The 17447-nt window shown below is 69.0% G+C and carries 21 protein-coding genes; 14 read left to right on the forward strand and 7 right to left on the reverse strand.

Annotation, left to right across the window (positions count from 1 at the left end):
- On the forward strand, positions 1–343 hold a 343-nt coding region (locus E2493_RS11585; RefSeq protein WP_225421412.1), incomplete at its 5' end, for a hypothetical protein.
- Positions 344–504: 161 nt separating this feature from the next.
- On the opposite strand, the gene E2493_RS11590 is transcribed toward E2493_RS11585, so the two are convergent.
- Positions 505–1563: an alpha/beta hydrolase family protein gene (locus tag E2493_RS11590; protein WP_135086911.1), complete on the reverse strand. Its 1059-nt coding sequence runs from the start codon at positions 1561–1563 to the stop codon at positions 505–507.
- Between the two features lie 141 nt (positions 1564–1704).
- Between E2493_RS11590 and E2493_RS11595 the strand changes: the two genes are divergently transcribed.
- Positions 1705–2733, forward strand: coding sequence for a glycoside hydrolase family 5 protein (locus E2493_RS11595; protein ID WP_135086913.1), 1029 nt, complete (start codon positions 1705–1707; stop codon positions 2731–2733).
- A gap of 20 nt (positions 2734–2753) precedes the next feature.
- On the opposite strand, the gene E2493_RS11600 is transcribed toward E2493_RS11595, so the two are convergent.
- The gene (locus tag E2493_RS11600; RefSeq protein ID WP_225421414.1) at positions 2754–3155 is read right to left on the reverse strand and encodes an endonuclease domain-containing protein; all 402 of its coding nucleotides are present in this window, start codon (positions 3153–3155) and stop codon (positions 2754–2756) included.
- A gap of 164 nt (positions 3156–3319) precedes the next feature.
- Here E2493_RS11600 and E2493_RS11605 point away from each other — a divergent pair, with 164 nt between their 5' ends.
- The 5 genes from E2493_RS11605 (at position 3320) to tatC (ending at position 6502) form a co-directional block, all read left to right on the forward strand.
- Entirely contained in the window at positions 3320–4084 is a 765-nt protein-coding gene (locus tag E2493_RS11605) for a segregation and condensation protein A (RefSeq protein WP_135086917.1), read from the forward strand.
- A complete protein-coding gene (gene scpB / locus E2493_RS11610) occupies positions 4081–4689 on the forward strand; it encodes an SMC-Scp complex subunit ScpB (RefSeq protein ID WP_225421416.1) in 609 nt (202 codons plus the stop codon). Before E2493_RS11605 ends, scpB begins: the two co-directional genes overlap by 4 nt.
- Positions 4690–4920: 231 nt before the next feature.
- Positions 4921–5181, forward strand: a complete 261-nt coding sequence (locus E2493_RS11615; protein WP_135086919.1) for a twin-arginine translocase TatA/TatE family subunit — start codon at positions 4921–4923, stop codon at positions 5179–5181.
- Between the two features lie 23 nt (positions 5182–5204).
- Positions 5205–5720, forward strand: coding sequence for a Sec-independent protein translocase protein TatB (gene tatB, locus E2493_RS11620; RefSeq protein ID WP_135086921.1), 516 nt, complete (start codon positions 5205–5207; stop codon positions 5718–5720).
- On the forward strand, positions 5717–6502 hold the full coding sequence (gene tatC / locus E2493_RS11625) for a twin-arginine translocase subunit TatC (RefSeq protein WP_135086923.1): 786 nt from the start codon (positions 5717–5719) through the stop codon (positions 6500–6502). Before tatB ends, tatC begins: the two co-directional genes overlap by 4 nt.
- A 27-nt stretch (positions 6503–6529) precedes the next feature.
- On the opposite strand, the gene E2493_RS11630 is transcribed toward tatC, so the two are convergent.
- Complete coding sequence (locus E2493_RS11630) at positions 6530–6877, reverse strand: hypothetical protein (RefSeq protein WP_135086925.1); 348 nt, start codon at positions 6875–6877, stop codon at positions 6530–6532.
- Between the two features lie 91 nt (positions 6878–6968).
- Between E2493_RS11630 and E2493_RS11635 the strand changes: the two genes are divergently transcribed.
- Entirely contained in the window at positions 6969–9023 is a 2055-nt protein-coding gene (locus E2493_RS11635; RefSeq protein WP_167737495.1) for a putative bifunctional diguanylate cyclase/phosphodiesterase, read from the forward strand.
- 67 nt (positions 9024–9090) lie between these two features.
- Here E2493_RS11635 and E2493_RS11640 read toward each other — a convergent pair whose 3' ends face one another.
- A complete protein-coding gene (locus E2493_RS11640) occupies positions 9091–9216 on the reverse strand; it encodes an entericidin A/B family lipoprotein (RefSeq protein WP_135086929.1) in 126 nt (41 codons plus the stop codon).
- A gap of 420 nt (positions 9217–9636) precedes the next feature.
- Between E2493_RS11640 and E2493_RS21230 the strand changes: the two genes are divergently transcribed.
- Entirely contained in the window at positions 9637–9810 is a 174-nt protein-coding gene (locus E2493_RS21230) for a hypothetical protein (protein WP_167737496.1), read from the forward strand.
- Between the two features lie 102 nt (positions 9811–9912).
- On the opposite strand, the gene E2493_RS11645 is transcribed toward E2493_RS21230, so the two are convergent.
- Complete coding sequence (locus E2493_RS11645) at positions 9913–11493, reverse strand: sensor histidine kinase (protein WP_135086931.1); 1581 nt, start codon at positions 11491–11493, stop codon at positions 9913–9915.
- 27 nt (positions 11494–11520) lie between these two features.
- Positions 11521–11724, reverse strand: a complete 204-nt coding sequence (locus E2493_RS11650; RefSeq protein ID WP_135086933.1) for a NepR family anti-sigma factor — start codon at positions 11722–11724, stop codon at positions 11521–11523.
- 297 nt (positions 11725–12021) lie between these two features.
- Between E2493_RS11650 and E2493_RS11655 the strand changes: the two genes are divergently transcribed.
- The 3 genes from E2493_RS11655 to E2493_RS11660 all read left to right on the forward strand — a co-directional run bounded on the left by E2493_RS11655 (position 12022) and on the right by E2493_RS11660 (position 13754).
- Positions 12022–12816 carry a response regulator gene (locus E2493_RS11655; RefSeq protein ID WP_135086935.1) on the forward strand — a complete coding sequence of 265 codons (795 nt, stop codon included), beginning with the start codon at positions 12022–12024 and terminating at the stop codon, positions 12814–12816.
- A 68-nt stretch (positions 12817–12884) separates the two neighbouring features.
- A complete protein-coding gene (locus E2493_RS21235) occupies positions 12885–13022 on the forward strand; it encodes a hypothetical protein (protein WP_167737497.1) in 138 nt (45 codons plus the stop codon).
- Positions 13023–13112: 90 nt separating this feature from the next.
- Positions 13113–13754 carry a sigma-70 family RNA polymerase sigma factor gene (locus E2493_RS11660; RefSeq protein ID WP_404828317.1) on the forward strand — a complete coding sequence of 214 codons (642 nt, stop codon included), beginning with the start codon at positions 13113–13115 and terminating at the stop codon, positions 13752–13754.
- A 150-nt stretch (positions 13755–13904) separates the two neighbouring features.
- Here the strand turns inward: E2493_RS11660 and E2493_RS22070 are convergent, their stop codons facing one another.
- Complete coding sequence (locus E2493_RS22070; protein WP_263854082.1) at positions 13905–14033, reverse strand: hypothetical protein; 129 nt, start codon at positions 14031–14033, stop codon at positions 13905–13907.
- Between the two features lie 131 nt (positions 14034–14164).
- Between E2493_RS22070 and glnE the strand changes: the two genes are divergently transcribed.
- Together glnE and E2493_RS11670 are read left to right on the forward strand one after the other, a co-directional pair.
- Complete coding sequence (gene glnE, locus E2493_RS11665) at positions 14165–16885, forward strand: bifunctional [glutamate--ammonia ligase]-adenylyl-L-tyrosine phosphorylase/[glutamate--ammonia-ligase] adenylyltransferase (protein WP_135086937.1); 2721 nt, start codon at positions 14165–14167, stop codon at positions 16883–16885.
- On the forward strand, positions 16885–17349 hold the full coding sequence (locus tag E2493_RS11670) for a peroxiredoxin (protein WP_135086939.1): 465 nt from the start codon (positions 16885–16887) through the stop codon (positions 17347–17349). Before glnE ends, E2493_RS11670 begins: the two co-directional genes overlap by 1 nt.
- Positions 17350–17447 lie beyond the last annotated feature (98 nt).

The raw sequence follows: 17447 nt of genomic DNA on the forward strand, positions 1-17447 counted from the left end.
CTTCCTCAGCGAGAGCTACATCTTCGAGCACAATGACCGCTTCGCGGTCGCTGCGGCCGAGGAGGGTGATGCCTTTGTCCCGTTCGTCGGCGATCTCGCCGGCGTGCTCTGCGCCAAGCACGAGCGGGTCGTCAGCAACGACAATTGCATCCGCTTCGAGGGCTTGGTGCTGCAAATTCCCGAGCAGCGTCACCGCCGTCACTACGTCAAGGCGACCGTCCAGGTGCGTCAGCAAGGCGACGGCTCCATCGCGATCTATCACGGTCCGAGGCGCCTCGCCGGCTACATGAGCGATGGCCGCCTGGTCATCGAACAGGGAGGACCCACGAAATCGGCCGCTTAAGTCTGCTCGGCGGCCGACCTGTGGCCTCCTGGTCGGTGCTCCGCACCGCCCACGATCCCACAGGTCGAACAGGAAAGAAGCGGACATTTGATGTGCTACGAAAGCCGGACATCTTTACGTGCTAGCGACATGCCGCTGCCTCTCCCCGGGGACGCGGCGCTTCAGCGCAGCGCCTCGAGCCAGCGCACCACCTCCGCCGCCAGCGTGATCCTCTTGTCCGCGAAGGCGTGGTCGCTTTCCAGGCCGACGTCCGTCACCCGCTTCGCGCCGGCCTTGCGCAGCGCCGCGGCGAAGGCCCTGTTCTCGGCGGCGAGCCCGCCGCTGGCATAGACGCTGAGCACTGGCGTCACGCTGAGGCGCGCGGCGAGCGGCGCCAGCGCCCATTGGCCGCCGCGGCGGTCGAGCTCGTCGGCGATGTCGGCGGCGGTGATCGGGCCGAGGGCGTGGCCGAGGTCGTCGAAGCTCGCGATCAGCGCCTGGCGCCCGGCGGCGCCGGCCGCCTTCACCTGGGCCGCGGTCTCGCCGATCGGCCAGGCGTCGAGCAGGATGAGGCCGGCCAGCGGCTCCCAACGCTCGGGCGGGCCGTGATCGGCGCGGGGCGCCGACAGCAGATCGTTCGCCGCGGTGAAGGCCGCCGCATAGCCGCCCATCGAATGGCCGGCGAGGACGAGACGGCTGCGGTCGATGCCGTATTCGCGCGCCGCCGCGTCGGAGCGGAGGAAGGCGAGGGCGGCCTTCGTGTCCTCCAGCGCGTGCTGGATCGAGAAGGTCCCCTGGCTGCCCCAGGCGCCGCGATAGGTGAAGGTGAGAACGTTCCATCCGGCGCGGCGGACCGCCTGGGCGAGATCGAGATTGCGCTCGTTGCCGGGCAGGCCGTGGAGGAGGAGCATGGTCGGCTTCGGCCCCTCGCCGGCGGCGAGCAGGAAGAGCGCGTTCATCCCGAAGCCGTTGGAGGGAATGACGAGCTGGCGGTTGCTCGCGGGATGCGCGGCATCGCGCGGCAAGTCCGCATAGGCCGCCTCCGGGATCTCGCGCCCCTGCGCGTCGAGGTAGATCGGCCTGCGACTCGGATCGCCTTGCATTGCGTCGAACGGCTCGAGCCTTTCCAGCTGGTTGGTCGTCACGGCCGCGGCCGTCGGATCGTCCGACGAGGTCTGCTCGGCGCTCGCGGAGGCGCAGGCGCCAAGAAAGAGACAGGCCACAAGGATCATGTGCTTCATAAAGGCTCCCCCTAGAGCCGGAGCCTAAGGCGCAGTCCGGCGCCTGACCAGCATTGAAGCAGGCGATTGCGCATCAAGCTTTGTGAACGCTAACATGTACGCGAGACCTGCTTCAGCAGGCATCAACAGGGAGAGTGATCGATGGGCTTCAGACATTTCCTCGCCGGTCTGGCGGCGCTGGCGGCGAGCGCCTGCGCGAGCGCGCCGAGCGAGACCGCGTCGGCGGGCGACAATGCCGCGCCGGCCGCGCCGGCGGCGACCGCGTTCAGGCGCGGGGTCAACATCATCGGCTACGATCCGATCTGGGAGGATGCGTCCAAGGCGCGCTTCCAGGAGCGGCATTTCGGCGAGATCAAGCGCGGCGGCTTCGACTTCGTCCGGGTCAATCTGATGGCCTTCCGCCACATGGACGGTGAGAACCGGCTCGACCCCAAGTGGCTGGAGCGGCTCGACTGGGTGGTGCGCGAGGCGACCGAGGCGGGCCTTGGCGTGATCCTCGACGAGCATGATTTCGATCCCTGCGCCAAGGACGTGCCGACCTGCCGGGTGAAGCTCGCCGCTTTCTGGCGCCAGGTCGCGCCGCGCTACAAGGACACGCCGGCGAGCGTCGCCTACGAGCTGATGAACGAGCCCTACGGCCCGGTCGACGCCGCCACCTGGAACGAGATGTCGGCCGAGCTGCTCGCCATCGTCCGCGAGACCAACCCGACCCGCATTGTCGTGATCGGCCCGACGCAGTGGAACAACTTCAGCCAGCTCAAGACGCTGAAGCTGCCCGAGAACGACCGCAACATCCTCGTCACCTTCCATTATTACGAGCCGTTCCGCTTCACTCACCAGGGCGCGAGCTGGGCCGGCGACATGAAGGACGTGAAGGGCGTGCAGTGGACCGAGGAGGGCCGGCTGCAGGCGCGCAGGGACTTCGCCGAGGTCGCTGCCTGGGCGGGGGCCAACGACCGGCCGGTGCTGCTCGGCGAGTTCGGCGCGTACGACAAGAGCGGCACGCCGGTCGACCAGCGCGTCGCCTATACGGTCGCGATCCGCGAGGAGGCCGAGGCGGCCGGCTTCCCCTGGGCCTATTGGCAGTTCGATTCGAACTTCCTGGTCTGGGACATGGAGAAGAACGGCTGGGTCGAGCCGATTCACAGGGCGCTGATCCCGCGGGAGTAAGGGCGCCCTGATCCTCCCTGTCAGCCCGCAGGGCTGATGGGGAGGGGGACCGCGCGCAGCGCGGTGGAGGGGCCAGCAGCGCAGGACGCCAGTATCTCCTTCAACACGCTTTCCGGCTCGCGGATCACGTCCTCAGCGATGAACCGGACGATCGTCACGCCGTGCTCTCGAAGCCACGCATCTCGCTTCGCATCTCTCTCGGGATTGTTCCCCATGTCGTGCACGGCACCGTCCACCTCGACCCCCAAGCGAGCAGCCGGACAGTAGAAGTCCAGGATGAACGGCCCGAGCGGGTGCTGCCTGCGAAACTTTACGCCTTGCGGCCGCTGTCTGAGAATGGTCCAGAGTATCTCCTCCGGAGGTGACATCGTTCTCCGCAGTGCCCGTGCTTTTGCGACCGTCCTCTTCGTCGTGCTCCGCACCGGCCCCTCCACCGCCTTCGGCGGTCCCCCTCCCCACCGCCTTCGGCGGCAGGGAGGATAACCCATCGGCATGGGGAAGTCAGTGGCCCGCCGAGCGTAAAGCGCCTCCACGCGGAGCACGAACCCCCTTCGCAACCTCGCCGCCGCGGCTTAGGCTCGCGCGCATGGACGAGAGCGACTCCCTGTTCGAGGATACGCCGCAGGTCGGATCGGCCGATCGGCTGACGCTCGACCTCGACGGCTGGGAGGGGCCGCTCGACCTCCTGCTCACCCTGGCGCGGTCGCAGAAGGTCGATCTCGCCAAGATCTCGATCCTGGCGCTGGTCGAGCAATATCTCGCCTTCATCGCCGACGCGAAGAAGCTGAAGCTCGAGATCGCCGCCGATTATCTCGTCATGGCGGCGTGGCTCGCCTACCTCAAATCGTGCCTGCTGCTGCCCAAGGATCCGGAGCAGGATCCCTCGCCCGAGGAGCTGGCGCTGCGCCTGCAATTGCGGCTGCAGCGGCTCAGCGCGATGCGCGAGGCGGGGGCGCGGCTGATGGCGCGGGACCGGCTCGGCCGCGACGTCTTCCTTCGCGCGGCGCCGGAAGGGCTGCGGGTGGTGCGCAAGTCGCTGTGGCAGGCGGACCTCTACGACCTGATCGCCGCCTACGGCAACGTCCGGGCGCGCAACGAGCCGGCGGTGCACGTCGTCGGCCGCCGCCCGGTGATGACGCTCGACGAGGCGCTGCACCGGGTCGAGCGGCTGCTCGGCCTGCGGCTCGAATGGACCCGGCTGGAGAGCTTCCTGCCCGAGACCCAGGACGGCGAGTATCGCAAGTCGGCGCTCGCCTCGAGCTTCGTCGCGGCGCTCGAGCTGGCCAAGCGCGGCAGGCTCGAGATCGACCAGGAAGCCGCCTTCGCGCCCCTGTTCGTGCGGGCGGCATGAGCACGGAAATGCCGGACGAGCCCGGCCCGGAGCCGCTGTCCGACGCGGTCCGCGCCGTCGAGGCGGTGCTGTTCGCCGCCGCCGAGCCGCTCGGCGCCGACGAGATCGGCGAGCATGTCGGCCAGGGGGTGGACGTCAAGGCGGCGCTCGCCGCGCTCGAGGCGCATTATGCCGGCCGCGGGATCAACCTGGTCGAGCGGGCGAAGCGCTGGCATTTCCAGACGGCGCCCGATCTCGCCAACCTGCTCCGCCGCGAGCGCGACGAGAGCCGCAAGCTGTCGCGCGCGGCGGTCGAGACGCTGGCGATCATCGCCTATCACGAGCCGGTCAGCCGCGCCGAGATCGAGGCGATCCGCGGCGTCCAGATCTCCAAGGGCACGCTCGACGTGCTGATGGAGGCGGGCTGGGTGCGGCCGGCTGGCCGGCGCGAGGTGCCGGGGCGACCGCTGACCTATGCCACCACCGCCGATTTCCTCGCCCATTTCGGCCTCGCCAGCCGCCGCGACCTGCCGGGCATCGACGATCTCAAGGCCGCCGGCCTGCTCGACCCGATCGACGCCGCGATGGAGCAGCTCGTGCTGGAGACGGGGCCGGAGGGAGAGTAGGGGGGGGCACATCCTCCCCATGAGGCTGCGCCTCAAAGTGAGGATTGTCTCCCGCCGCGCAAAACGCTTTCCCGACATCCGTCGAAGGGCTAGAGGCGCAGGCGGGGGTGACCGGCGTGACGAGCGCCGGCGCGCATCTATTTGGCGCGGGAGGCGCGGAATCGGGCCCGGCGCATTGAGCCGGGGCCGTTCAGTGCCTAGGTACGCACCAGGTTTTTTCGGAGAAGTCCCATGGGTGGTTTGAGCATCTGGCACTGGCTGATCGTCGGGGTCATCATCCTGCTGCTGTTCGGCAAGGGGCGTTTCTCCGACATGATGGGCGATGTCGCTAAGGGCCTGAAGAGCTTCAAGAAGGGCATGGCCGAGGACGACGAGCCGACGACCCGCACGCCGCCGCAGGCACCGCCGCGGCTGCGCGACGAGAGCAATCTCGAGGTTCCGGTCGATCGCACCAAGGACATCGACGGCGCCGGCAGCCGCCGCGAGCCCTGAACCCCCGCCGAGACGGACCCTAGATGTTCGACATCGGCTATTCGGAGCTCCTCGTCGTCGCGATCGTCGCCCTGGTGGTGATCGGGCCGAAGGACCTGCCGCGGGTGATGCGCACGGTCGGCCAGTGGGTCGGCCGCGCCCGCGGCATGGCCCGCCATTTCCGCTCGGGCATCGACACGATGATCCGCGAGGCGGAGCTCGAGGAGATGGAGCAGAAGTGGCGCGCGGAGAACGAGCGGATCATGCGCGAGCATCCGGCCGCGGCGAGCTGGGACGATCCGGTCGCGCTGCCGCCGCCGGCCGCCGGCGACGCTGAGGCCGACGCCGGCGAAATCATCCCCGCGACGGTGCCCGCGCCCGATCCGGGCAATGTGATGCTGCCGATCGAGCCGCCGGCTGCGGCCGAGCCGGCATCAAGCGCGCCCGCCGCGCCGCCGCCCGCCGACGACGGCCAGCTATCGCTGCTGCCGCCCGATCCCGCGCCGCCTCGGGGCGCGAGCGAAGGGGAGGGCGGCGCCGTCCGCCGGCCGCTGCCATGATCCGCGACATCGACGACAGCCGCGCGCCGCTGATGGACCATCTGATCGAGCTGCGGCGGCGGCTGATCTGGTCGTTCCTCGCGCTCGGCGCCGCCTTCGCCGTCTGCTTCTATTTCGCCGACGACATCTACGCCTTCCTCGCCCAGCCGCTGGTCCAGGCGTTCGGGCCCGGCCAGGGCAAATTGATCTACACCAAGCTCTACGAGGCCTTCTTCACCGAGGTCAGGGTCGCGCTTTTCGCCGCCTTCTTCCTCGCCTTCCCGATCATCGCCATGCAGATCTGGCTGTTTGTCGCGCCCGGCCTCTACGCCAAGGAGAAACGGGCGTTCCTGCCGTTCCTGATCGCGACGCCGATCCTGTTCCTGATGGGCGGGGCGCTGGCTTATTACGTGGTGATGCCGACCGCCTTCCGCTTCTTCCTGAAATACCAGGGGAACATGGGCGGGATCGAGCAGGAGGCGCTGCCCGCGATCGGCGAATATCTGTCGATGGTGATGCAGTTCATCTTCGCCTTCGGCGTCGCCTTCCTGCTGCCGATCCTGCTGATGCTGCTCGAGCGGGCCGGACTGGTCACCCGCAAGCAACTGGTCGGCGGCCGCCGCTACGCCATTCTCGTCGCGTTCGTCGTCGCGGCGGTGGCGACGCCGCCCGACGTCGTCTCGCAGTTCATGCTCGCGATACCCCTGTGGCTGCTCTACGAGATGTCGATGATCGCGATCTGGTTCACCGAACGCCGCCGGGCCCGAGAGGTCACCGCGAGCGCCGAAGCCGAGCAGGGCTGAGCCCGTCCCGAGCGACGGGCCCGGGATTCAGCGCGCCGTCACCTGGACCTTGTTGCCGCGATCGCTGGTGATCGCCCGGGTCTGGCCTCGGCGCAGCGGCACCGCATAGGGCCAGCATTCGCGGAAATTGCCCGACCAGGTGAAGCAGAGCTCGTCGCCGTCCATCGCCCAGCGGCCGGCCACCTCGCGGCCGCCGAACCGCGCGGTCACCGCCCCGCCGTCGCCGAGGCGCAGGGTGGACACCTGGCCCGCCGCGGTCCTCACCTCGAGGGTCTGACCGACGAGCGCGGCCGAGCGCGGCGACCGGTCGCCGCCGCCTCCGGTGGCGCAGGCGCCGAGCGCCGCAGCCAGGCCGAGCGCGAAAAATCGTCTCATGTCTCTTTCCTCCAGCTTCGTGTCGAACGCGGAACGAGGCCGCCGGTTCAACGGCAAAGCCGACGCACCCGTATTGTTACGTAACCGCCGGTTGACCGGCGTTAAGCACGGCCGGGCGATCACCCGCGTGCGCTCGGGGGAGCGCGAGGCGGCCGAGGGCCGGTCGGGGGGAGCAGGACCTTTGTGGAGCGCGTTCGATTCGGCGGAGCCACGCGTTCCGGGGGAGCGGTCGCTGCTGCACGAGCAGTTCCGCATCCTCGCCGCCCAAATCCCCTTCATGTACGCGTTGATGTTCGTCGACGCCTGCTTCCTCAGCTTCGCGATCTACGAGAAGGTGCCGGTTGCGCAGAGCCTCGGCGTGCCGGCGCTGCTCGTCCTCGCCGCGCTGGTCCGGGCCATGTTCTGGCTGCGCCGCCGCGACGCGCATCTCTCCGAGGCGAGGATCGCCCGCTATCTGAAGGTCACGCTCGTCACGGCGGGCGTGCTGAGCTTCGGCTTCGGCGGATGGGGCCTGCTGCTGTTCGAGAGCGCTGACCTGACCCAGCGCACCTGCATCGCGCTCTACATCTTCATCGGCGCGATCAGCTGCTCCTATTGCCTGCAGGCGCTGCCCGGCGCGGCGCGGCTGGTTCTCTATTGCGGGGCGGCGCCGATGACCTTGCGCCTGCTGGTCGGCAACGACCTTCTGCTGATCGGCCTTGGCGTCGACATGCTGCTGGTCATGCTGCTGATCCTGCGCCTGCTCGGCACCAGCTATTCGGGCTTCGTCGAGGTCGTCTCGTCGCGCACGACCGTGATCGCCGAGCGCGAGCGCGCCCGCGACGCCGAGCAGCGCGCGCACCAGCTCGCTTACCATGATCCGCTCACCGGTCTCGCCAACCGGCGTGCGCTCAGCGACCATATCGATCGCGCCCTCGCGGCACCGGCCGGGGGGGCCGGAGTCGGGCTGCTGGTCATCGATCTCGACCGCTTCAAGATCGTCAACGACGTGCACGGCCACCCGGTCGGCGACGCGCTGCTGCGCGACGTCGCGGCGCGGCTGATCGAGCTCGATGCCGAGAATGCCCGCGCCTTCCGGCTCGGCGGCGACGAGTTTGCGATCGTGGTCGAACCCGGCCCCGACGACAAGGACGCGCCGCGGCGGCTCGGCCGGCAGATCGTCCAGCATCTGGGCGAGCCGTTCGCGATCGGCGGGGTCATCCACCATATCGGGGCCAGCGTCGGCATCTCCCTCTTCCCGCACGACGCGCAGGATCGCGAGACGCTGATGCGCCGCGCCGACATCGCCCTCTACCGCGCCAAGGAAGCCGGCCGGAACCAGCATCGCTGCTTCGAGCCGCTGATGGACGCCGAGATCAAGCGGCGCTCTGTCCTGGAGCGGCAGCTGCGCGAGGCGATCCTGGCCGACGATCTCCGGCCGCATTTTCAGCCGCTGGTCGAGCTCGCCGGCCGGCGCCTGGTCGGCTTCGAACTGCTCGCCCGCTGGCCGCGGCGCGACGGCCTCAACATCGGCCCCGACCAGTTCATCCCGATCGCGGAGGAAAGCGGGCTGATCAACGAGCTGATGCTGCAATTGCTCGAGCGCGGCTGCCGCGAGGCGCTGGGCTGGGACGCGCGCCTCAGCATCGCGATCAACATCTCCCCGGTCCAGCTCAAGGACCCATGGCTCGCGCAGAAGATCCTGGCGACGCTCACCCGGCTCGCCTTCCCGCCGCAGCGGCTGGAGATCGAGGTCACCGAGAATGCGCTGATCGTCGATGCGGACAATGCGCGCAGGACGATCGAATCGCTGAAGAACCAGGGCATCAAGGTCGCCCTCGACGATTTCGGCACCGGCTATTCGTCGATGCACCATCTGCGCATGCTGGCCTTCGACAAGATCAAGATCGACCGCTCCTTCATCCAGGCGCTCGACACCGATCCCGATGCGAGGAAGATCGTGCGGGCGATCGTCGGCCTCGCCTCGAGCTTCGATCTGCCGGTGGTGGCGGAAGGGATCGAGACCGAGGCCGCGGCGCAGACGCTGGCGGCGCTCGGCTGCTCCTACGGCCAGGGTTATCTGTTCGGCGCGGCGCTCTCGGCCGAGCAATTGTGGCGCGAGTGGCTGGTCCCGGTCACCCGCGGCGGCGAGCTCGGCACCGCCTGAGCGGGCAACGAAAGAGGGCCGCCCCGGCGGGACGGCCCTCTTCGCAATCCAGGACGGATCGGGCGGCTCAGATCGCCTTGTCGCCGGCCTCGCCGACCGACTTGATATCCTCGCCGGCGCCCTTGACGGTGTTGCAGGCGCCGAGCGCCATCGTGGTGGTGAGGGCGAAAAGACAAAGAAGCTTACGGACCATGACAATTCTCCTGGGGCTACTCCAAGCGCATCGCTCGCGTTCGGTGTGCTGGCGGAGGCCTAAATGCCCGCTGGCGCGCGATGGTTCCGGCGCCGCACGGAGATGGGGGATGCCGGGCAGCGCCCGCGCCGGCAGGCGCCGGTCCGCAGACCAAAAAAAAGCCGCTCCGGCGGGAGCGGCGTCGCAGGGGGGGCCAGACGAATTTGAGCCCGGAGGCGCCACCGGGGGGGGGGAGGTTGGCGCGTCCGGGCTCATTTTCTGGATAGCGAGAGCGGGGGGGCAAAAGGTCACTATCCGAAGTGCACAACGTCGATGCAGTGCCCGGGTTCCGCGCCGTTCGAAAAAAATCTGCGCGAACGCATTTTTTTGAAACCCGCCGCGCCGGCTGCCGGTTCAGGGTCGAAAGACAGGAGACACGACGTGCCCAAACCGCCCGAGGCGACCCCGCACAGCGACATCGACGGCATCCACCGCGACGAGAAGAAGAACATCGACAGCGCCAACGAGGCCGGTCAGGACAGCAGCGATCTCCAGAAGGCGCACGAGGAATCCGCGGCGCGACCGCCCTATAGCGACGACAAGGGCGGCGGCTGAGCGGCGAGCAGCCTCCGCAGGAGCTGCGCAGCTGACGTCAGAGCTCCGAAAAACCCTTCCTCCCCTTACAGGGGAGGATGGTGGAGCCGCTTCCCGCCCGCCTCAGTGCCTGTCGGCCTTGTCGACCACGGCGATGTTGAGCGCGTAGCGGCCGATCTCGGTATCGCGGTCGATACTGGTGCGCAGCTGGCGCGACAGGCCGGTGACGATCCGCTCGAACCGGTCGCTCAATTTCTCGTCGCACGACACCTGGCCGCGCAGGCTGTCCGATTCGAGGACGAGCTCCGCCAGGGCAGGATTCGCGTTGCCGCCAGTGAGCGCGATCTGGACCGAGCTCGCGCCGCAGAACATGGCGAATTCGACGACCTCGGTGACCAGGAAGGCGACCGAGACGGCGACGTCCTGGGTCGCGTAATAAGGCTCGAGGTCGAGACGGATCGTCATCGACGCGGCCGAGCCCGGCGCCGTGGCGCGCAGGTTGGCGGCAAGCTCGGAGACGAGCGGCTTCAGGGCGACGCCGCGATTTTCCTCGAGCTCGGCATAATGGTTGCGGTGGACCACGGCGAGCGCGTCCACCCGCCGCTGGATCGAGGCGTAGGCGGCGGCGGCCGCCTCGTTGGGCGAGCCGCGCGAATGGATGTTGAGCAGCGACGCCACGACCTGCAGGTTGTTCTTCACCCGGTGATGGACCTCGCGGACGAGCTTGGTCTGCCGCTCCACCGCCGCCTCGAGCTCCGCTTCGTGGCGGGCAACAGTCTGGGCGACGCCTTCGAAGGCGAGGCCGAGATCCGAAATCTCCCGCGCCGGCGAGGCGATGCGCGGCAGGCCGAACTCGCGATCGCCGGGCTGATAGGCCGAGACGTGGCGCTGCATCCGGACCAAGGGCCGCAGCAGCAGGCGATCGACGACCAGCCAGCCGATCACCGAGGCGGCCAGCCACATCAGCACGGGGAGGAGGATCAGCAGCCCCTCGAGCGGAGTGATCGGGACGGCGCTGGCCGAGATGTCGAGCCGCAGCTGGCCGTCGGCCAGCGCTTCGGAGGCGTTGACGGTATGGACGAACGGACCGTCCTCATATTCGTCGCGCAGCACCATGCTGCGGCCATCCTGCCTGAGCGTCAGATCGAAGGCGGTGGAGGTGCCGGCGATATAGGTGATGCCGGAAAGCGTCTCGCGCGAATATTCGGCGACGCCTTCGAGCAGACCGGTGTCGCCGAAGACGAACAGCTGGAGCGCGCGACCGTCGGCGGTGATCCGGACGATGCCTTTGCCCGCGGGCCCGGTCCGGGGAAGCGGCGGACGGAAGCCCCGGCTCGCGCAGCGCACCTCGCGCCCCTGGGCGATCAGCGCGTACCGTCCGGGATAAGGCGCGTTCTCGAGCCGGGTCAGCGTCCGTTCGCAGACCCGCGAGCCCGGCGGCGCGACGGCGATCGCCCCGCCGGCAGTGCCGATGGTGATCTCCGCGCGGGTGAGGTTGCTGCTGATCCGCTGCGCCTTCACCTCGAGCCGCGAGATGGTCTGATCGGTGCGGTCCTGATTCTTCTGCTGCGCGCTCTGAATCGAGGCGAGGATCGCGACCAGGCCGAGCGGGAAGAGGGCGAGGCTGAGGATGAGCAGCATCTTCGCGCCCGTCGAGAGGCCCGCGAAGCGCGCTGCGATCCAGCCCTGTCTGTCTGCGTTCACGATGATCGGCCGCCTTGGCGGCGGCTCTTAGCCAAGCTTGCCCAGTAGATCGAGAAGATCCGGCGGGATGTCCTCGTTGATGGTCTGCTGATACGCGGCGCGCAGCGCGTGGCCGACCTCGGGCGTGTTCGCGCGCTTCTTGCTGGCTCTCGACTCGTTCCGATTGGCGCCGTCCGGGGAAGATGCCGCCCTGCGCCGGCGCTCGCCATCCTGTTCGTCTGCGAAAGTCAAATCAAATTACCCCTCACGGCCGGACGCCGCGCCCGCTGCCTAGACAAAAGGAACGTGCCTGGACAAGCGGTGAGTGGCCGATTGCAGCTGGCAAGCCCCGTGCCGCGCGCGAAATTAATCGCCCGCAGATGCCGTGGAAACAAAAAACTCCGCCATTGGTTCCACCCCTTCATGCGAGGGCGGGCCGACGTTTTTTCTGCACACGTCACCTTCCTTCGTGCCTTTATTGGGGCGGGGTTGCAAAGCCGTTTGCACGCTCTCACAAAGCCCCGGGGATTCGAATAGGAGTCGTAACGAATGTCGCTTGGTCAGGAACTCGCCCCCCATCTTCCCTTTCTGCGGCGCTACGCCCGCGCCCTGACGGGTAGCCAGGGGCACGGCGATGCGTTCGTCCGGGCGACCCTGGAGGCGATCGTCGCGGCGCCGGGCGATTTCCCGCGCGACGTCGATCCGCGGCTCGGCCTCTACCGCACCTTTCACGCGATCTGGTCGTCGGCCAATATCGAGGAAGATCCGGGCGCGAGCTCGGGCGTCGATCCCGAGAGCATCGCCCAGGCGCGCCTCGCCCGGATCACGCCGCTGTCCCGCCAGGCGCTGCTGCTGACCGCGATGGAAGGCTTCACCCCGGAGGACGCCGGCTACCTGATCGGCGCGCAGCCGAACGAGGTCGAGCGGCTGGTCGCCGAGGCGCTGGCCGAGATCGAGCGCCAGACCCGCGCCGAAGTGCTGATCATCGAGGACGAGCCGATCATCGCGATGGACATCGAGACGATCGTCCGCGACCTCGGCCATTCGGTTACCGGCGTCGCCGTGACCCGCGACGAGGCGGTCGCCCAGGCGATCGCGCGCCGCCCCGGCCTGGTCCTCGCCGACATCCAGCTCGCCGACGACAGCTCGGGCATCGACGCCGTCAAGGACATCCTGCAGGAATTCCAGGTGCCGGTGATCTTCATCACCGCCTTCCCGGAGCGGCTGCTGACCGGCGAGCGGCCGGAGCCGACCTTCCTGATCACCAAGCCGTTCCAGCGCTCGACCGTGAAGGCGGCGATCGCCCAGGCGCTGTTCTTCGATCAGGCGACGATTCCCGCCTGATCAACTATTTGCGGAACCCCCTCGTCCAGAGAGCGTTGCCCCGATGTAACGACTGGAACCGAGGAACCATGGACGAGGGTAATCCGCATATCGACACGACCAGGGCACGTCAGGGGGCGACCCCGCACATGACGCGCTACATCCTGCCGATATCGCTCGGACTGGTCGTCATCCTCTTCCTGCTCCTGTTGCTACTCTGGAGCTGAAAGCTTACATCTGAAGCGTGAAGGGGGCGCGCGTCCGCGCGCCTGAGCGGCATGACCGAATTCAGTGCATCCTATCATGACGGGGCCAGCTTGAGCCATACTCCTGCATCTGCCGACGAGATCGACGAGGTTCGTCCGGAACCGGTCCCGCTTCCCGACAACGAGTTCAAGGACCAGCTCGCGCAGGTCATTCCGCATCTGCGCGCGTTCGGGCGATCCCTCTCGGGAAGCCGCGACCTGGCCGACGATCTCGTCCAGGAGACGCTGCTGAAGGCCTGGGCGGCGCGCAAGCGCTTCCAGGCCGGCACCAACATGCGTGCCTGGACCTTCATCATCCTCAGGAACCTGTTCCTCAGCCAGATGCGCCGCGCGCGCTTCAAGGGCGAGTGGGACGAGATCACCGCGTCGAAGATGCTGGCGGCGCCGGCGAGCCAGGACCGGCACGTCGAGCTTTCCGACATGCAGCGCGCGCTGCTCCACCTCCCGCAGCCGCAGCGCGAGGCGCTGATCCTGGTCGGCGCCGGCGGCTTCGCCTACGAGGAAGCGGCCGAGATCTGCGGCTGCGCGGTCGGCACGATCAAGAGCCGGGTCGCCCGCGGCCGGGTCGCGCTCGAGAACCTTCTCGCCGAAGGCAAATTGCCGTCGCGGCGCGAGCACGAGACCGACGGCACGTCGGCGCTGCAGAGCATCATGAGCGAGGTCGAGGACCTCAGCCGCGACCGCGACCTCTAAGCGGCTGTCGCCGACGGGCGCCCACCGGCCTGGCCGGCGGCGTCCGCGGTGCGTCCGCCCGGGCGATCGCGGTCGCGCCGCTCCGCAGCAGGCGCAATGAAAAACCCCTTCGGCAGAGCCGAAGGGGCTGGCGGCAAGCCGGAAGGCGCGTCAGTCCTGGTCGAGGCGGGCGAGCAATTCCTCGAACATCTTCAGCGAGCGCACCTCGCCGTCCATCGCGAACGCCTGGCGCAGCGCGCTGCCGACGCCGGCGTGCACGGTCGGGGGGGCGACCTTCACGAACCGCCTCTCGGAAGCATCCACCATGGCTTCGTTTCTCGGATTCATTGTACTCACGCGGGTCCAACGCCCGGGACCGGCCCCGGTTGCAAATGTTGCGCACCCTCAATGGAACTGATCTGTGATGTTGTATGGACGACACATTAGGTAAATCCGTTGTTAACCAAGCACTTGCGAGGGCGCGCGAGCATTCGCCCTTCCTCCGGCTGCAGCTCGACCGCTTCCCGGCGGTGGCGGCGGCACTGGCCGAGGGGGCCGTCAAGGACGCGCTGGAACGGGCGCGCGACGCCGGCCGCGATGCGCCCGATACCGCTGCGGCGCTGCGCCGCGAGCGCAGCGCGACCGCGGCGGCGCTCGCGATCGGAGACCTCGCCGGGCTGATCCCGCTCGAGGGGCTGGTCACCACCCTGTCCGATCTCGCCGACCGCGCGCTGGAGCAGGCGATCGCGACCGCGATCGCCGAGCGCACGCCCGGTGAGGCGCCGCGCGGCTTCGCGATCATCGCGCTCGGCAAGCACGGCAGCCGCGAGCTCAATTATTCGTCCGACATCGATCCCCTGTTCCTGTTCGATCCGGCCACGCTGCCGCTCAAGCCGCGCGAGGAGCCGGGCCAGGCGGCGGTGCGGATCGGCCAGCGCGTCGTCGAGCTCCTCCAGAAGCGCGACGGCGACGGCTATGTCTTCCGCGTCGACCTGCGGCTGCGGCCCTCGCCCGAAGTGACCCCGATCGCGCTGCCGGTCGACGCCGCGATCTCTTATTACGAATCGTCGGCGCTGCCGTGGGAGCGGGCGGCGTTCATCCGCGCGCGCCACGCGGCGGGCGATGCCGAGGTCGGCCGCTATTTCCTCGAGGCGATCCATCCGTTCGTCTGGCGGCGCTCGCTCGATTTCGGCGCGATCGGCGAGCTCCAGACGATCACCCGGAGGATTCGCGACCATTATGCGCAGGGGCAGAGCTTCGGCCCCGGCTACGACCTGAAGCGCGGCCGCGGCGGCATCCGCGAGGTCGAGTTCTTCGCGCAGATCCATCAGCTGATCCACGGCGGCCGCGAGCCGGGGCTGCGGCAGCCGGCGACGCTCGACGCGCTCGCCGCCCTCGCCGAGGCTGGGCGCATCACCGCCGACGATGCCGAGGTGATGGCGGAGGCCTATCGGCTCTACCGCACGATCGAGCACCGGCTGCAGATGGTTGACGACCGGCAGACCCACAGCCTGCCCAAGGACGCGGAGGCGCTGGACAATGTCGCGCGGCTGCACGGCCTCGGCAACGGCGCGGCGCTGGTCGCCCTGCTCGAGCCGCATGTCGGACGGGTGGCGCGGCTCTACACTGGCCTGGCCGGGGAGGACGAGCAGCGCCTTCCGCTCGATCCGGAAGCGCTGGAGGCGCATCTCGCCGGCATCGGCTTCGGCGAGGCGGCGCAGGGGCGGGGGCGGATCGAGCGCTGGCGCACCGGCAAGGCGCGCTCGCTGCGCACCTCCGCCGCGCGCGACGCCTTCGAGGCGATGCTGCCGGTGCTGGTCGAATCGTTCGCCCGCGCGCCCGATCCGATGGCGGCGATGAACCGCTTCGAGGACGTGATCGAGCGATTGCCGAGCGGCGTCAATTTCTACCGCTTGCTCGAGGCGCGCCCCGGGCTGACCGCGCACCTCGCCGAGATCCTGAGCCACGCCGCGCCGCTCGCCGAGCAGCTCGCCCGGCGGCCCGAGCTGCTCGACGGGATGATCGATGCCTCGGCCTTCGCGCTGCCGCCGCCGCTGTCCGAGCTGGCGGCCGAATTCGCCCGCGCCGACCGGCCGGACGAGGATTATCAGCTGGTCCTCGACCGGGTGCGGCGGCGGGTCAACGAGCGGCGCTTCGCGCTGGGCGTGCAGCTCGTCACCGGCCGTAGCGCGCCGCTCGACGTCACCGAGGGCTATGCGCGGGTCGCCGAGGCGGCGATTCAGGTGCTCGCCGACGCGGCGATCGCCGAGTTCGAGCAGAGGCACGGGCGGGTCCCCGGATCGGAGCTGCTGATCCTCGCGCTCGGCCGCTTCGGCGGCGAGGCTTTGACCCATGCCTCCGATCTCGACCTCGTCTATCTGTTCAGCGGCACGCACGAGGCCGAATCCGACGGGTCGAAGCCGCTTCGCGCCACCGATTATTTCAACCGCCTGGCGCCGCGGGTGACGGCGGCGCTCAGCGTCGCCACCGCCGCGGGGCCGCTCTACGAGATCGACACGCGGCTGCGCCCGTCGGGCAAGGACGGATTGCTGGCGGTCAGCGTCGAGAGCTTCGACCGCTATCAGAAGGAGCAGGCCTGGACCTGGGAGCATCTCGCCCTGTGCCGCGCCCGGCCGGTGTACGGATCGGCCCCGGCCCGTGACGCGCTTCGCCGGGTGGTCGAGGAGACGCTGCGGCGGCCGCGCGACCGCGGCGCCGTCACCGCCGACGCGGTGCGGATGCGCGGCGAGATCGACGCCCACAAAAGGCCGAGCGGACCGTTCGACACCAAGCTCGGCCCGGGCGGCCTCGTCGATCTCGAATTCGCCGTCCATACCCTGCAGCTCACCACCGGCATCGGGCTCGATCCGCATCTCGAGGTGGCGATCGCGGCGCTCGCCGGCGCGGGGCTGGTGCCGGCCGACATCGAGGACGCCCTGCGCCTGCTGATCTCGATGCTGGTGATGTTCCGCCTGGTCTCGCCCAGCTCGGCGGAGCCGGCCGAGGCGGCGAAGCCGCTGGTCGCGCGGGCCTGCGGCCTGGCCGACTGGAACGCCCTGCTTGCAGCGCACGAGACGGCGCGGCAGAGGGTGTCGCAGCTTTGGCGCGGCGTCGCCGCGGCCGCCGGGCCGAACAGCGAAGGGATAGAGTGATGGTGAACGAAGGTGATGTGGCCCCGGACGTGAAGATGGTCAGCGTAGAGGGCAAGGAGATCAGCCCGACCGACTTCCGGAGCCAGAAGCTGGTCCTCTATTTCTACCCCAAGGACGACACGTCCGGCTGCACCGCCGAGGCGCAGGCGTTCAGCGCGCTCGCCGACGCCTTCGAGGAGGCCAATGCCTGGGTGCTCGGCGTCTCCAAGGACGATGCCAAGAAGCACGCGAAGTTCATCGAGAAATACGATCTCAAGGTCCAGCTCGCCACCGATCCGGACGGTTCGGTCTGCGAGGCGTTCGGCACCTGGGTCGAGAAATCGATGTACGGCCGCAAGTACATGGGCATCGACCGCGCGACCTTCCTGATCGACCGCGACGGCGTGGTGAAGGGCGTCTGGCGCAAGGTGAAGGTCCCCGGCCACGCCGAAGCGGTGCTCGAGGCGGCGCGGGCGCTGCCGTGAGTTTCTGACTTGCGCGCGCCCTTGCTTCCCCTCCCCCATCGAGGGGGAGGGACTGGGAGGAGGGAGTAGGTTGCGGCCTGCATCCGGCGCCGCGGCTT

Source organism: Sphingomonas parva (ex Maeng et al. 2020), assembly GCF_004564275.1.
In the GTDB taxonomy this organism is placed as follows: Bacteria; Pseudomonadota; Alphaproteobacteria; order Sphingomonadales; family Sphingomonadaceae; genus Allosphingosinicella; species Allosphingosinicella parva.

What these genes read in the sequence shown, in the direction of transcription:
- E2493_RS11605 (WP_135086917.1), top strand. Translation starts at nt 3,320, where the DNA reads ATGGACGAGAGCGACTCCCTGTTCGAGGATACGCCGCAGGTCGGATCG.
- tatC (WP_135086923.1), top strand. Translation starts at nt 5,717, where the DNA reads ATGATCCGCGACATCGACGACAGCCGCGCGCCGCTGATGGACCATCTG.
- glnE (WP_135086937.1), top strand. Translation starts at nt 14,165, where the DNA reads ATGGACGACACATTAGGTAAATCCGTTGTTAACCAAGCACTTGCGAGG.
- E2493_RS11590 (WP_135086911.1), bottom strand. Translation starts at nt 1,563, where the DNA reads ATGAAGCACATGATCCTTGTGGCCTGTCTCTTTCTTGGCGCCTGCGCC.
- E2493_RS11615 (WP_135086919.1), top strand. Translation starts at nt 4,921, where the DNA reads ATGGGTGGTTTGAGCATCTGGCACTGGCTGATCGTCGGGGTCATCATC.
- scpB (WP_225421416.1), top strand. Translation starts at nt 4,081, where the DNA reads ATGAGCACGGAAATGCCGGACGAGCCCGGCCCGGAGCCGCTGTCCGAC.
- E2493_RS11655 (WP_135086935.1), top strand. Translation starts at nt 12,022, where the DNA reads ATGTCGCTTGGTCAGGAACTCGCCCCCCATCTTCCCTTTCTGCGGCGC.
- E2493_RS21235 (WP_167737497.1), top strand. Translation starts at nt 12,885, where the DNA reads ATGGACGAGGGTAATCCGCATATCGACACGACCAGGGCACGTCAGGGG.
- tatB (WP_135086921.1), top strand. Translation starts at nt 5,205, where the DNA reads ATGTTCGACATCGGCTATTCGGAGCTCCTCGTCGTCGCGATCGTCGCC.
- E2493_RS11670 (WP_135086939.1), top strand. Translation starts at nt 16,885, where the DNA reads ATGGTGAACGAAGGTGATGTGGCCCCGGACGTGAAGATGGTCAGCGTA.
- E2493_RS11640 (WP_135086929.1), bottom strand. Translation starts at nt 9,216, where the DNA reads ATGGTCCGTAAGCTTCTTTGTCTTTTCGCCCTCACCACCACGATGGCG.
- E2493_RS11630 (WP_135086925.1), bottom strand. Translation starts at nt 6,877, where the DNA reads ATGAGACGATTTTTCGCGCTCGGCCTGGCTGCGGCGCTCGGCGCCTGC.
- E2493_RS11595 (WP_135086913.1), top strand. Translation starts at nt 1,705, where the DNA reads ATGGGCTTCAGACATTTCCTCGCCGGTCTGGCGGCGCTGGCGGCGAGC.